The 13,934-nt window shown below is 67.1% G+C and carries 10 protein-coding genes; 6 read left to right on the top strand and 4 right to left on the bottom strand.

Annotated elements, in window-relative coordinates; all coding sequences use genetic code 11:
* Window positions 1–99 precede the first annotated feature (99 nt).
* Both BIZ42_RS06655 and BIZ42_RS06650 read left to right on the top strand, forming a co-directional pair.
* Entirely contained in the window at window positions 100–2,973 is a 2,874-nt protein-coding gene (locus BIZ42_RS06655) for a TonB-dependent receptor (RefSeq protein WP_070425936.1), read from the top strand.
* A 214-nt stretch (window positions 2,974–3,187) separates the two neighbouring features.
* The gene (locus BIZ42_RS06650; protein ID WP_070425935.1) at window positions 3,188–3,814 is read left to right on the top strand and encodes a LysE family translocator; all 627 of its coding nucleotides are present in this window, start codon (window positions 3,188–3,190) and stop codon (window positions 3,812–3,814) included.
* 359 nt (window positions 3,815–4,173) lie between these two features.
* Here BIZ42_RS06650 and fhuE read toward each other — a convergent pair whose 3' ends face one another.
* Window positions 4,174–6,360, bottom strand: coding sequence for a ferric-rhodotorulic acid/ferric-coprogen receptor FhuE (fhuE, locus tag BIZ42_RS06645; RefSeq protein ID WP_070425934.1), 2,187 nt, complete (start codon window positions 6,358–6,360; stop codon window positions 4,174–4,176).
* A 374-nt stretch (window positions 6,361–6,734) separates the two neighbouring features.
* On the opposite strand from fhuE, the gene BIZ42_RS06640 reads away from it, so the two are divergent.
* The 3 genes from BIZ42_RS06640 to BIZ42_RS06630 all read left to right on the top strand — a co-directional run bounded on the left by BIZ42_RS06640 (window position 6,735) and on the right by BIZ42_RS06630 (window position 9,241).
* A complete protein-coding gene (locus BIZ42_RS06640) occupies window positions 6,735–7,214 on the top strand; it encodes a VOC family protein (protein ID WP_070425933.1) in 480 nt (159 codons plus the stop codon).
* A gap of 96 nt (window positions 7,215–7,310) precedes the next feature.
* Window positions 7,311–8,162: an AraC family transcriptional regulator gene (locus BIZ42_RS06635; protein WP_070425932.1), complete on the top strand. Its 852-nt coding sequence runs from the start codon at window positions 7,311–7,313 to the stop codon at window positions 8,160–8,162.
* Window positions 8,163–8,203: 41 nt separating this feature from the next.
* A complete protein-coding gene (locus tag BIZ42_RS06630; RefSeq protein WP_237393588.1) occupies window positions 8,204–9,241 on the top strand; it encodes an alpha/beta fold hydrolase in 1,038 nt (345 codons plus the stop codon).
* A gap of 6 nt (window positions 9,242–9,247) precedes the next feature.
* Here the strand turns inward: BIZ42_RS06630 and BIZ42_RS06625 are convergent, their stop codons facing one another.
* Complete coding sequence (locus tag BIZ42_RS06625) at window positions 9,248–9,727, bottom strand: Lrp/AsnC family transcriptional regulator (protein ID WP_070425930.1); 480 nt, start codon at window positions 9,725–9,727, stop codon at window positions 9,248–9,250.
* Between the two features lie 72 nt (window positions 9,728–9,799).
* On the opposite strand from BIZ42_RS06625, the gene BIZ42_RS06620 reads away from it, so the two are divergent.
* On the top strand, window positions 9,800–10,678 hold the full coding sequence (locus BIZ42_RS06620; protein WP_070427468.1) for an EamA family transporter: 879 nt from the start codon (window positions 9,800–9,802) through the stop codon (window positions 10,676–10,678).
* Between the two features lie 82 nt (window positions 10,679–10,760).
* On the opposite strand, the gene betA is transcribed toward BIZ42_RS06620, so the two are convergent.
* Together betA and betB are read right to left on the bottom strand one after the other, a co-directional pair.
* The gene (betA, locus tag BIZ42_RS06615) at window positions 10,761–12,431 is read right to left on the bottom strand and encodes a choline dehydrogenase (RefSeq protein ID WP_019183732.1); all 1,671 of its coding nucleotides are present in this window, start codon (window positions 12,429–12,431) and stop codon (window positions 10,761–10,763) included.
* A gap of 25 nt (window positions 12,432–12,456) precedes the next feature.
* Window positions 12,457–13,929, bottom strand: coding sequence for a betaine-aldehyde dehydrogenase (betB, locus tag BIZ42_RS06610; RefSeq protein WP_070425929.1), 1,473 nt, complete (start codon window positions 13,927–13,929; stop codon window positions 12,457–12,459).
* Window positions 13,930–13,934 lie beyond the last annotated feature (5 nt).

The following is a 13,934-nucleotide window of genomic DNA, read 5'->3' as shown; positions in this document are numbered from 1 at the left end:
GTCACTCCTTCACATTTACAGGTTGTTTACAAAGGAGACACTGCCGCCATGCAGGGGGACGCGGCAGCCCCGCCCACCATTCCTTTGGAGAGAGAGCGAATGAACAACCTGCATCACCGCCCATTGGCGGTTGCCGTATCGCTGTGCCTGCTGCTGGCTGCACCCGCCCTGGCCAGCGCGCAGGACGCGCCACGCAGCACGACCGATCTGGACCGGGTGGAAGTGACCGGCAGCCGCATCAAGCGGGCCGAAGTGGAAGGGCAGGTGCCGATCCAGACCCTGACCCGCACCGAGATCGAACGTACCGGCCTGACCTCCATCGGCGAGGTGCTGCAGCAGCTGACCGGCTCCGGTTCGGCGCTCAATGCGAAATTCAACTCGTCAGGCAACTTCGGCTTCCCCCCCGATGGCAGCGGTGTGGGTGCGGGCTCGGCCCAGGTCGATCTGCGTCACCTGGGCGCCAAGCGGGTGCTGGTACTGGTCGATGGCATCCGCTGGGTCAACGAATCGTCCGCCTCCGGCGTGGGCGCGGCGACCGATCTGAACACCATCCCGCTGGCCATCGTCGAGCGCATCGAAGTACTCGAAGACGGCGCGTCGTCGCTGTACGGCTCCGACGCCATCGCCGGTGTGGTCAACATCATCACCCGCCGAGAATTCGACGGCGCGCAGGTCACGATGAATTACGGCGAGTACACCAAGGGCGATGGCACCCAGAAGGGCGTGGACCTGGCCTGGGGCACCAGCGGCGACCGCTACACCCTGTTCCTGGGGGCGAGCTGGACCAAGCAGGACCCGGTGTATGCGCGCGATCGCGAGCAGTCGCGCTTCCCGATTCCCGGCACCGGGCTGGCCTTCGGCAGCGGTGGCATTCCGCAGGGACGCTTCTCTTTCGTCGACCCCAACACCGGTGCGAAGCAGGACATCGTGCCCAATACCGGCGTAAGCAGCCCGCGTTACGACGGCAGCGCCGGCTGCACCCGCAGCGATGACTACCACTGCTTCACCTCGGCCGACCGCTTCAATTTCGCCGAGTACAACATGGTGCTCACCCCGTCCGAGCGGAAGGGCATCTTCGGCCAGTTCCGCTTCGACCTCACCGATGACATCCAGTGGTACATCAAGGCGCTTGGCAACCGTCGCGAGTCCACCAACCAGGCCGCACCGGAGCCGCTGTTCTTCGGGCCCGATGGCGCCACCGGTAATCCGCTGGCGGACAACATCGTCGTCTCCGGGCTGAATCCCTACAACCCGTTCGGCTTCGATCTGGTCGCCTCGGGCAACATGAGCCTGATCGGCCGTCGCCCGGTCGAAGGCGGCGCGCGCGTGTTCGAGCAGGAGGTCAATACCCAGTACTTCGCCACCGGCCTGGTCGGCCAGTTCCAGGCCGCCGACCGCAGCTGGTTCTGGGACCTCAACGGCATGTACAGCAAGAACAAGGCCGAGCAGACCAACTACGGCAGCTACGACATCTACAAGGTCAACATGGCGCTGGGTGATCCCGCGTTGTGTGCGGCCACGCCCGGCTGCGTACCGTTGAACATCTTCGGTGGCGTCGGCTCGATCACCCCGGAGATGCTGCGCTGGATCCAGCCGGTGGTGCGCGACCGCAGCCAGAACGAGTTGAGCCTGTTCACCGCCAACCTGAGCAGCGAACTGTTCACCCTGCCGGCCGGCCCGGTCTCCTTCGCCACCGGCTATGAATACCGCAAGTACGAGGGCCGCTACGATCCGGATCCGCTGACCGTTATCGGCCACTACAACGGCGTGCCGTCGTTGCCCACCGCCGGTTCCTACGATGTCAACGAGGCCTACCTGGAGCTGAGCGTGCCGATCTTCGCCAAGAGCGCGCTCGGCGAGAAGCTCGACCTGAGCCTGGCCGGTCGCTACTCGGACTACTCCACCTTTGGCGGCGAGTTCACCCCCAAGTACGGCCTGCGCTGGCAGGTGACCAATGACTTCGTGCTGCGCACCAGCTACGCCGAAGGCTTCCGCGCACCCTCCATCGGCGAGCTGTACGGCTCGGCCGCGCGCGCCGACCTGCAGCTGTTCGATCCCTGCTCGGTCGGGCTCGGCGATACGCCGCCGCGCGGCAGCGCCGCCAACTGCGCCGCGCTGGGCGTGCCGGACGGTTTCCAGCAGGCCAACTCGCAGATCTCGGTCACCACCGGCGGCAACGCAGAGCTGGATCCGGAGCGCTCGCGCAGCTTCAGCGCCGGCTTCGTGTGGAGCCCGTGGTTCGGCAGCAGTGCGTCCTGGTCGGAGCGATTCGACGTGGAGGTGACGTTCTACCGCCACCACATCGAAGGTGCGATCCAGGCCATCAACGCGCAGACCCAGCTCGACCTGTGCGTGGATACGCTGGACCCGCTGTACTGCGACGGCATCACCCGTGCCGGCACCGGTGCGGTCAGCGGCTTCAACAACCGGCTGACCAACCTGGGGTCGATCAAGACCGATGGCTGGGACGTGGATCTGTTCTGGACCCTGCCGCAGACGGAGATCGGCCAGTTCAAGCTGGGCTGGCAGAACACCTTCGTCGGCCGCTATGAGGCCCTTGGTGCAGCGGGCCAGAAGCAGCCGCAGGGGCCCGGCGTGGAGGTGGCCGACAGCTCGATTCCGGAGTGGACCAGCAATGCCACGCTCAGCTGGAACCTGTCCAACTGGAATGCCTCCTGGACAGTGCGCCACATCTCCAAGCTCACCGAAGAGTGCGGCGACGTGGCCGCCTTCCCGATCTGCGGCAACCAGGCCGAGGGCACCAACGAACTGGCCGCGACCACCTTCCACGACATGCAGGTGGGCTACCGGTTCGACTGGATGAAGGGGCTGCAGCTCAGCGCCGGCCTGAACAACGTGTTCGACAAGGATCCGCCGATCTGCCTGTCGTGCTCGCTCAACGGGTATGACGCCTCGACCTACGACATCCCGCGCGGGCGCTACTGGTACCTGCGCGCGGACCTGCGGTTCTGATCGCAGGCTGATGAGGAGGTGACACACCGGGGCGCTGTGAGGCGCCCCGGTGGCGGCCTGCAGCCGCGCCGGTCAGGCCCCGCTGCGTGCGGGGACGGACAGATGCGTTGTGCACACCGGCCATCGCGCGTGCCTGGCATGCCGGTGCTGTCTGCGTCAGGCATCATGGGGAGCCGGCCAGCGGCCGGCACGACCTCTCCTGAACTGCATTGCCATGAACCTGCATACCTGGTGGATCTTCGCCGTCACCGTGTTCGTCCTGTGCGGCACGCCCGGCCCGAACATGCTGCACGTGATGACCCGCAGCGTGCGCGTCGGCTTCCGGCGCAGCATCGCGGCGATGGCCGGCTGCCTCACCGCGCTGGTGCTGGCCCTGGCGATCTCCGCCGCCGGGCTGGGTGCGGTGCTCAAGGCGTCGCCGATGGTGTTCGATGTGCTGCGCTACGCCGGTGTGGCGTATCTGGTGTACCTGGGGATCAAGGCATGGCGCGGTGGCGATGCGCCGATCGACGTCGGCAGTACTACAGCGCTGGTCCCGAGCTCGCGTACCGTATTGTTCCGCGACGGCTTCATCATCGGGATCAGCAACCCCAAGCTGCTGCTGTTCGCCTCGGCGTTCCTGCCGCAGTTCGTCGATCTGACCCAGCCGCAGCTGCCGCAGTTCGTGATCCTGGTGGCGACCTTCGCGGTGATGGAGATGTTCTGGTACACGGTGTATGCCGCCGGTGGCCGCGGGCTGGCCGGCTATCTGGCCAAGCCGGGGCTGCGCAAGGTGTTCGACCGCGTGGTCGGCACGATCTTCATCGGATTTGGACTGGCGCTATTGCGCGCCAGGCCGTGATGGTCTGGCGCTGCGTGCGCGGCGTTGAGGTAGTGCCGGCCGCTGGCCGGCAACCAGGCAGGACCGTCACCGTTCATGAGGCTGCCGGCCGCTGGCCGGCAACCAGGCAGGACCGTCACCGTTCATGAGGCTGCCGGCCGCTGGCCGGCAACCAGGCAGGACCGTCACCGTTCATGAGGCTGCCGGCCGCTGGCCGGCAACCAGGCAGGACCGTCATCGTTCATGAGGCTGCCGGCCAGCGACCGGCACTACCGGGGCCCGGCCACGCGGCGCCGCGCGGCCGTTGCCCATCGTGCAGAACGCAGAGAGCCGGGCAATGCCCGGCTCTCCCTTGTTGAAGCGATACGATCAAAGACCGGTCAGAACGACCAGTTGAAGGTGATCGAGCCATTGCGGCCGTCACCGTACGCGCCGTAGCCGTTGATCTGCGAGAAGTACGTCTTGTCCAGCAGGTTGTTGAGGTTGGCCTGCACGCTGAACTCCGGCGAGATGCGGTAGCGCACGAACGCGCTGACCAGCGCATAGCCACCCTGCTCGATACGGCCATAGGCCGGCACCGGATAGTAGATGCCGTTCTGCCAGTTGGCACCGCCACCGACCGTCAGCGCGCTCAGCGACTTCGGGGTGTAGCTGGTGAACAGCTTGATGGTGGTCTGCGGCAGGTTGGTGTTGATGTCCGCATCGTTGATGTCCTTGGCCACGTAGCGCGAGGCACCGAAGGTCGCGTTCCAGCCTGGCGCCAGTTCGCCGTTGAGCTCGAACTCGAACCCACGGCTCACCGTGCCGCGTGCGGCGATGTAGGCCGTTTCGAGTTCATTGCCGTCGACCTTGTCCATCGTGGGCTGGCCGACGTTGTCCTGCTCAATGCGGAACACAGCCAGCGATGCGTTCAGGCGGTTGTCGAACCACGCCCCCTTGACGCCCACTTCGTAGCTCTTGCCGTCGACCGGGTCCAGATAGTTGCCCGGCTTGGTGCGCAGTGTCTGCGGCTGGAAGATCTCGGTGTAACTGGCGTAGGTGGAGTACGTGTCGTTGAGGTCGAACACCAGGCCGGCATACGGGGTGGTGACCTTATGCGAACGGTCGGCGCCTTCGCCTTCGCTCTTCCAGTCGGTGTAACGGGCACCGAGGATCAGCTTCAACGGATCGGCCAGCGAAAGGCGGGTCGCCGCGTAACCTGCCTTCTGAGTGATCGTGCCACGGCTCTGCAGCTTCATTGCACGCCATTCTGGTTCAGGGAAATTGCCGTTCCAGCCGAGATAGTTGGGCAGCGGTAGGTATGGCGCAATCGGATCACTGAAGAAATCCGGCTGGTAATCGCCTTTGTTGGAGTACTCCCGCTTGTTGTAGCTCAAGCCGGCCATGAACTGATGCTCGCGGCCAAACAGCTGAAATGGACCGTCGATGAAGCCATCGACCGCACTGACTTTGCGCTCCGTGTTGTAGAAGCCTGCAGAAGGCGTGATACCAGCGCCGGTTTCTTTGTCAAAGTAGGACGCGCCAGTCATCCAGTTGTTGTAGGCGGTGTAGAACAGCTTGTCATCGGCCTTGGTTTCGTCATGTGTAGCGCCGACTTTGAACTTCCAGCCGCTGGCAAACCCGTGTTCGAGAGTGGCGAAGGCCCGCTTGCTGGTGGTATCCCAATACGTCCAGCCGGGGTTCGGGTTGAACGATTCGTCGTAACCGGTGGAGGTGCCATCGGAGAACAGCATCGGGAAACCACCCCAGGTCGCGCCGTTGGCGCGCTTCTGCTGGTAGTCGTAGCCCACGCTCAGCTGCGTGTCCGGGGTCAGGTCGGCGTCGATCACCGCATAGCCCAGCGTCTTGTGCTGGTCGTAGCGGTCCATCTGTGATTCGGTATCCAGGTAGCTGCCGATCACGCGCGCGCGCACCGAGCCGCTGGCGTTCAGCGGGGTGGTCACATCCACCGTGCTGCGGGTGCGGCCCCAGCTGCCCACGTTCACCGACACGCTGCCGGTCAGTTCGGCACTGTCGGCATGCTTGCGGATCAGGTTCACCGAGGCGGACGGGTTGCCGGCGCCGCTGAGCAGGCCGGTGGCGCCACGCACTACCTCCACGCGGTCATACAGGGCCAGGTCCAGGCCGGAATCGCCGTAGCTCCAGTTCTGCACCATCTGGGTCGGCAGGCCGTCGAACTGATAGCTGTCGATGTAGAAGCCGCGCGCGTAGAACTCGGTGCGTTCGGTATCGGACTGGGTGCTGCTGATGCCGGTGGTGTTGCCCAGCACGTCGATGATGTCATCCAGGTTCTGATCCTCGATGCGCTGGTGGCTGATGATGCTCACCGACTGCGGGATCTCGCGCGGGGCCAGATCGAAGCGGGTACCGGCCGAGGTCTTGCGGACCGAATAGCCTTCGGCGCGCTCGCCCTTGACCACGATCTTGTCCAGGGTGGTGGCGTCGGGGGCGGCGTCCTGCGCGAATGCGGGGGCGGCGGCGAGGGTGCACAACGCCAGCATCAATGCCTGCGGCAGCGGGCGACGGAGCATCGACGGGCGGGACAGCACGTGGGCGGAGCGGGTCATCGGCGTTTCCAGAAGGGCGGCAACGGGCATGGCCGGCGTCCTGGGTGGCCTGCGGCGGAGCGGGGGTGGGGGCAGGAAGCGGCTGGCGGGGGCGGTGACCCGGCGCGGGCTCGATAACTGTTCACGAGTGCGCATCCCTTGCGCGACCCGGATCACACTATGGTAATGGCAATGATTCGCATCATCAACCGCATCCTGCGAGGCGTCCGGGCCGTACCCCATGCCGCGCAAGGCAACTGCGTATTCAGCTTCAGTACCTGACGGCGCGTGGCCGCACGGCGGCGTGCCGGCCACCCTCGCGATGCCCGCGCGCAGGCTTAACACCTCCGTGCCTACCGTTAGCAGGCGCTATCCATCCCTTGCAGGAGACGCTCATGGCCAGCAAAAACACGGTCTGCCTCTGGTTCAATGGCACCGCACTGGACGCGGCAACCTTCTATGCCGCCACCTTCCCGGACAGTGCGGTACGCGCCGTCCACCATGCCCCGGGTGACTTCCCCTCGGGCAAGCAGGGCGATGTGCTGACGGTGGACTTCACCGTGGCCGGCATTGACTGCATCGGGCTCAATGGCGGCCCCGCGTTCAAGCACAGCGAAGCGTTTTCCTTCCAGATCGCCACCGAAGACCAGGCCGAAACGGACCGGCTGTGGAATGCGATCGTCGGCAATGGGGGCGAGGAAAGCGCCTGCGGCTGGTGTCGCGACAAGTGGGGCCTGTCCTGGCAGATCACCCCCCGGGTGCTGACCGAGGCGGTGACCAGTACCGATCCCGCGGTCGCACGGCGCGCGTTCGAGGCGATGATGACCATGCGCAGGATAGACGTGGCGGCCATCGAAGCGGCGGTGAAGGGCTGAGGCGCCGGGCGCGACCGCGGACAGCAAGAACGATCAAATGACGTGCTGCAGGCTGGGTTACGCTGCGCACCCGTTCTTCGGCATGGATCTGGCGGTATGGGTGCGGCACGCAGGGCGCTCTGGTACATCGAAAGCCACTTCGCCGGCAATCCGTCGCTGGCCGATATCGCCGGCGTGGTGGGGCTCTCGCCGTTCCATCTCTCGCGGCTGTTCCAGCTCAGCACCGGTACCTCGGTGGTGCGTTATCTGCGCGGCCGCCGGCTGACCGAGGCCGCGCGCCAACTGGCGGGCGGCGCCGGTGACATTCTCGGTGTCGCACTGTCCGCCGGCTACGCCTCGCACGCCGCATTCACCCGCGCGTTCACCGAGCAGTTCGGGCGATCGCCCGAGCAGGTGCGCGAGCGGGGGCTGGCGGGGGTGGTGCTGGTCGAGGCGCTGAAACTCATCGACACCTCGACGCCCTGCACGATCGAACCCCGGCGCGAGCACCGCGGCGGCCTGCGCGTGGCCGGGATCGGTGCGCGCCACACGTCTGCGAGCGTCGCCTCGATTCCCTCGCAATGGCAGCGCCTGGAGGAGGCGCATGGCCTCGGCGCGGAGATCGCCTATGGCGTGTGCGGCAACAGTGATGCCGAGGGAGGCTTTGATTACATCGCCGGCGTGGAGATCAGTGCCTCCGCGCCCGTACCGCCAGGCTGGCAGGCGATCACGATCCCGCCGCGCGAGTATCTGGTGGCGTGGCATGCCGGGCACATCTCGGCGATCCGCTCCACCTGGCTCTGGTTGTTGAACGACTATCTGCCGGCCTCCGGCCTGACCCTGGCCGATGCGCCGGACCTGGAGCGCTACGATGCGCGCTTCGATGACCGCAGCGGCCACGGTGGGGTGGAGATCTGGCTGCCGCTGACCGACATGCTGCACCTCAAGGAGACTGACCCATGCGAATGACCGCCCGTTGTTGTGCTGCGCTGCTCGCGCTGTGCCTGCCGATGTTTGCCGTTGGGGCGGTGCCGCCCGTTGGCGAGCGGCACGGCGTTGCGCACGCACCCAGTGCCGCCGTGCGCGATGCCGGGCACCGCGACAGCGTGCGGTACACCGTGTGGTATCCGGCCCAGGCCGGCGCACGGGAAGCTGCGCTGACGATCGGGCCACCCGGTGCGCCGCTGTTCGAGGTCGGCACCGCCGCCGCCGATGCGGCCATCGCGGAGGGACACTGGCCGGTACTGCTGCTCTCGCATGGCAATGGCGGCAGTGCGCGGATGATGGGCTGGTTCGGCATCGCCATGGCGCGGGCCGGGTACGTGGTCATCGCGGTGGATCACCCGGGCAACAACGGTGTGGACCCGATGACCGAGGCCGGCAGCATCCTGATGTGGAGCCGCGCGGACGATCTGGCGGCGGCGCTGGCCGCGGTGCAGGCCGATCCCGTGCTGGCCGAGGCGATGGATGCCACGCGGCTGGGTGTGGCGGGCTACTCGGCAGGCGGGTTCACGGCCCTGGTCGCGGCCGGGGCCGGCCCGCAACTGCAGCGCCTGCTGGCGTTCTGCCGCGCGCATCCCGCGGATGGAGTCTGCGTCCCGCAGGCGGAGAACCCGACACTGACCCTGGCGCAGCGCATGACCGCCGCGCAGACGCCGGCACTTGCACCGTGGGTCGCACAGGCCGGTGACGACCGCGCCATTGCCGGGGTGCGCGCCGTCTTCCTGATCGCGCCGGCCATGATCCAGGCCTTCGCGCCGGAGGCGCTGGAGAAGGTGGCGCAGCCGGTATCGATCATCGTTGGTGCGGCCGACACGGTGGCCTCGCCGGCCACCAACAGCGACATCGCGGCGGCGGCCCTGCCCAAGGCGACGTTGACCACCCTGCCGGCCGTCGGCCACTACGACTTCCTGTCCAGCTGTACCGCGCTGGGCCGCAAGCGCATCGGTGCACTGTGCCAGGTGGCGGCAGACCAGCAGGCCACGCACGGCGCTGCGATCACGGAAGCGAAAGCGCTGTTCGACGCGGCGTTGTCGGCCACGCGCTGATGCGGATTACTGCGCGAGAGGAACGTCCAGCCCGCGCTTGAGCGTGCTCAGCGCCACCGCGGTGCGGAAACGCTCGATGTTGTCGTCGTTGCCGAACAGCCGCTCGCTGATCGCCTCGTATTCCTCCATCGAGGCGGCGGTGAGGATCAACAGGAAATCGGCGTCGCCGGTAATCGCGTAGCACTGCTGCACGGCCGGGTCTTCCTGCACGCGCCGGCGGAACGGCGCGACCCGGTGCGGCTGCTCGCTGGCGACCCGGACCTCGACCATGATCGTCAGTGGCCGTCCCAGCCGTGCCTGGTCCAGCACGGCGACGTTGGCGCGGATCACGCCCGTGTCTTCCAGACGCTTGATCCGCCGTTGAACGGCCGGGGCGGACAGGCTGACCGCCTCGGCAATCTCGCGCTGCGGGGTGGCGTTGTCGCGCTGCAGGATCGCCAGGATCGCGCGGTCGAAGCTGTCGGGGAGGTAAAGCGTGGCGGACATGGCGAGTGAAACATGCAGGAAGGTCCCCGCAATTGAGCATCTCCTTCGGTCGTTGCGCAATATCCTGTGCGGATGTCGACTTCCCGCCTCTCCAGCTTCTTTCCCGCCCTGGCCGTGCTCGGCTCGGTCACCTCGCTGGCCGTGGGCACCTCGTATGCCAAACAGCTGTTTCCGCTGATCGGCGCGCAGGGCACCAGCGCGTTGCGCGTGGGCTTTTCAGCGCTGGTGCTGCTGATGGTGTTCCGGCCGTGGCGCTGGACCACCTCGCGAGCGGATGCGGGGGCGATCTTCCGCTATGGCATCACGCTGGGGGTGATGAACCTGCTGTTCTACATGGCGCTGCGCACGATCCCGTTCGGTATCGCCGTGGCGATCGAATTCTGCGGGCCGCTGGCGGTGGCGATGTGGTCGTCGCGGCGGCCGGTCGATTTTGTGTGGGTCGGCTGCGCGCTGGTCGGTCTGTTGCTGCTGCTGCCGCTGGGCCATGGCGAGCCGCTGGACCCGGTGGGGGTGATGTTCGCGCTGGGCGCGGCAGTGTGCTGGGCGCTGTACATCATCTTCGGCAAGCGCGCCGGGCATCTGCCGGCCGGGCATACGGTCTCGCTGGGGCTGTGCGCGGCCGCGCTGGTGGTGGTGCCGGTCGGCATGGCGCACGCGGGCATGGCGCTGCTGGAGCCGAGGATCCTGCTGTTCGGCCTGGGAGTGGCGATCGTCTCCAGCGCGATCCCGATGTCGCTGGAGATGATGGCGCTCAAGCGGCTGCCGAAAGAGACCTTCGGCATCCTGATCAGCATGGAACCGGCGGTCGCCGCGCTGCTGGCGATGGGGCTGCTGGCCGAACATCTGACCCCGCTGCAATGGGCGGCGATCGGCTGCACGGTGGTGGCGTCGGTGGGCAGTACGTTGACCGCGAAACGGGCGGTGGTGCCGTTGCCCGGTGCGCCGGCCTAATCGCGCGCGATGGTGTAGTGCCGGCATTGCCGGGAATCGCGCGCCGACCAACGGTCGGCGCTACCCATGGATCGCCGCGCCCTCAGCGCCGTGCCGGTGCATCCCCGGCGACGTAATACGCCGCGGTGCTGCGCGGCAGCGGGGCACGCCCGCGGATCCGGTCGGCGATCTTCTCGGCGATCATGATCGTGGTGGCGTTGAGGTTGCCGGTGATGATGCGCGGCATGATCGAAGCATCCACCACGCGCAGGCTTTCCATGCCATGCACGCGGCCCTGGCCATCGACCACGCTCATCGCATCGGTGCCCATCGCGCACGAACAGGAGGGGTGGTAGGCGGTTTCGGCATGCGCGCGCACGAACGCGTCGAGTTCCGCATCGGTCTGGCACGCGGCGCTCGGGCTGATCTCGCGGCCACGGTATTCGTCCAGCGCGGGCTGGGCGATGATCTCGCGGGTGATGCGGATCGCGTCGCGGAACTCCTGCCAGTCCTGGTCGGTGGACTGGTAGTTGAACAGGATGGAAGGGTGCTCGCGCGGGTCCAGCGACTTCGCATGCACGCGGCCGCGGCTGGGCGTGCGCATCGAACCGACGTGCGCCTGGAAGCCGTGCTCCTTGACCGCGTTGGTGCCGTTGTAATTGATCGCCACCGGCAGGAAGTGGTACTGGATGTTCGGCCAGTCGAACTCCTCCCGGGTACGGATGAAGCCGCCGGCTTCGAACTGGTTGCTGGCACCGATCCCGGTGCCGGCGAACAACCACTCCGCACCGATCGCCGGCTGGTTCCACCACTGCAAAGCCGGGTACAGCGAGACCGGCTTCTTGCAGGCGTACTGCATGTACACCTCGAGGTGATCCTGCAGGTTCTCGCCCACGCCGGGCAGGTCGTGCACCAGCGGTACGCCGAGGGCGGCCAGCAACGCCGGTGCGCCCACGCCGGAGCGCTGCAGGATCTGCGGCGAGGCGATCGCACCGGCGCACAGCAGCACCTCGCGGCGGGCGGTGGCGTCGATCGGCTCGGCGCTGTTGCCGGCCAGGTAGCGCACACCGACCGCGCGCTTGCCGGCGAACAGGATGCGGTCGGTGGTGGCATGCACCACGATCTCCAGCCCCTCGCGGTCCTTGGCCATGTCCAGGTAACCGCGTGCGGTACTTGAGCGGCGCCCGCGCGGGGTCACGGTACGGTCCATCGGGCCGAAGCCTTCCTGCTGGTAGCCGTTGAGGTCGTCGGTGCGCGGGTAGCCCGCCTGCACCCCGGCCTCGACCATCGCGTGGAACAGCACGTTGTTGCCGTTCTTCGGCGTGGCCACGCTGACCGGGCCGTCGCCGCCGTGATAATCGTTGGCGCCGATGTCGCGCGTTTCCGCCTTGCGGAAGTAGGGCAGCACGTCGTGGTAGCTCCAGTCTTCCAGGCCGTCGAAGCTGGCCCACTGGTCGAAGTCCATCGCGTTGCCGCGGATGTAGCACATGCCGTTGATCAGCGAGGAACCGCCCAGGCCCTTGCCGCGGCCGCACTCCATGCGCCGGTTGTCCATGTAGGGTTCCGGCTCGGTTTCATACGCCCAGTTGTAGCGCCGGCCCTGCAGCGGATAAGCCAGTGCGGCCGGCATCTGGGTGCGGAAATCCATCCGGTAATCCGGCCCACCGGCTTCCAGCAGCAGCACGCTGACGCCGGCGTCTTCGGTCAGGCGCGCGGCCAGCGTGTTGCCGGCCGACCCGGCGCCGATGATGATGTAGTCGTACTCGCGCTTCATCGCGGTGTCTCCTGGTAAGGCCGGTTCAGAACACCGACGCGTAGCGGTCCAGTTCGATCTGGATGGATTTGGTGCGGGTGTAGGCACGCAGCGTGGCCAGCCCGTTTTCGCGGCCGACACCGGACTGCTTGTAGCCGCCCACCGGCATCTGTGCAGGCGATTCGCCCCAGCTGTTGACCCAGCAGATGCCGGCCTCGAGCTGATGGATCACCCGATGCGCACGGGCCAGATCCGGCGTCACCACACCGGCGGCCAAACCGTAATCGGTGTCGTTGGCGCGGCGCACGGCCTCGTCTTCGTCGTCGTACGCCAACAGGCTCATCACCGGTCCGAAAATCTCTTCGCGCACGATGCGCATGTCATCGCGGCAATCGCTGAAGATCGTCGGTGCCACATAGCAGCCCTTGCCCAGCGCGCCGTCGGTCAGCCGTTCGCCGCCGCAGACCAGCCGTGCACCCTCGGCCTTGCCGCTGGCGATGTGCTCAAGCACGCGCTGCATGTGCGCGGCGCTGACCAGCGGGCCGAAGTTGGTGTCCTTGGCCAGTGGGTCGCCGATGCGGATGCGCTTGACCCGTTCCAACAGCTTGGCTTCGAACGCGGCCAGGGTGCTGCGCGGCACGAACACGCGGGTGCCGTTGGTGCACACCTGGCCGGAGCTGTAGAAGTTGGCCATCATCGCCACGTCGGCGGCCAGGTCCAGATCGGCGTCGGCGCAGATGATCAGCGGCGACTTGCCCCCCAGCTCCATGGTGACGTCCTTGAGCGTGGAGCTGGAGGCACTGGCCATGACCTTGCGGCCGGTGGCGGTGCCGCCGGTGAAGGAGATCTTCTCGATCAGGGGATGCTCGGTCAGCGCCGAGCCGACGCCGGCGCCATCGCCCGGCAACACGTTGAACACGCCGTCGGGCAGGCCGGCCTCGGTGAAGATCTCTGCCAGCTTCAGCGCGGTCAACGGCGTGACTTCGCTGGGCTTGAAGATCATGGCGTTGCCGGCGGCCAGCGCGGGGGCGGCCTTCCACAGTGCGATCTGGATCGGATAGTTCCAGGCGCCGATCGCACCGACCACGCCCAGCGGCTCCTGGCGGGTGTAGAAGAAGCTGCTCTCGCGCAGCGGCACCTGGCTGCCTTCCAGCGCGTGCATGACGCCGGCGTAGTACTCCAGCACGTCCGCGCCGGTGACCACGTCCACGCTGAGCGTCTCGCTCAGGGCCTTGCCGGTGTTGCGCGATTCCAGCTCGGCCAGCGCATCGTTGCGCTCGCGCAGCAGCGCCACCGCACGCAGCAGGACGCGTGAGCGCTCCACCGTGGTCAGCGCGGCCCACACTTTCTGGCCGGCCTGGGCGCTCTCCACGGCAGCGTCGAGATCGTCGCTGTTGGCGCTGTGGACGTTGGCGAGCAGCTCGCCATTGGCCGGGTTGATGACCTCGAAGGTCTTGCTGCCCCGGGAGGGGACGTAGCGGCCGCCGATGTACAGCAGCTGGTCGGGGAGGGTAGGCATGTCGA

It is taken from the genome of Stenotrophomonas sp. LM091 (assembly GCF_001806305.1).
Lineage (GTDB): Bacteria > Pseudomonadota > Gammaproteobacteria > Xanthomonadales > Xanthomonadaceae > Stenotrophomonas > Stenotrophomonas bentonitica_A.
Note: the sequence above shows the minus strand (reverse complement) of the source record. Positions and strands in the feature narration are given on the sequence as shown.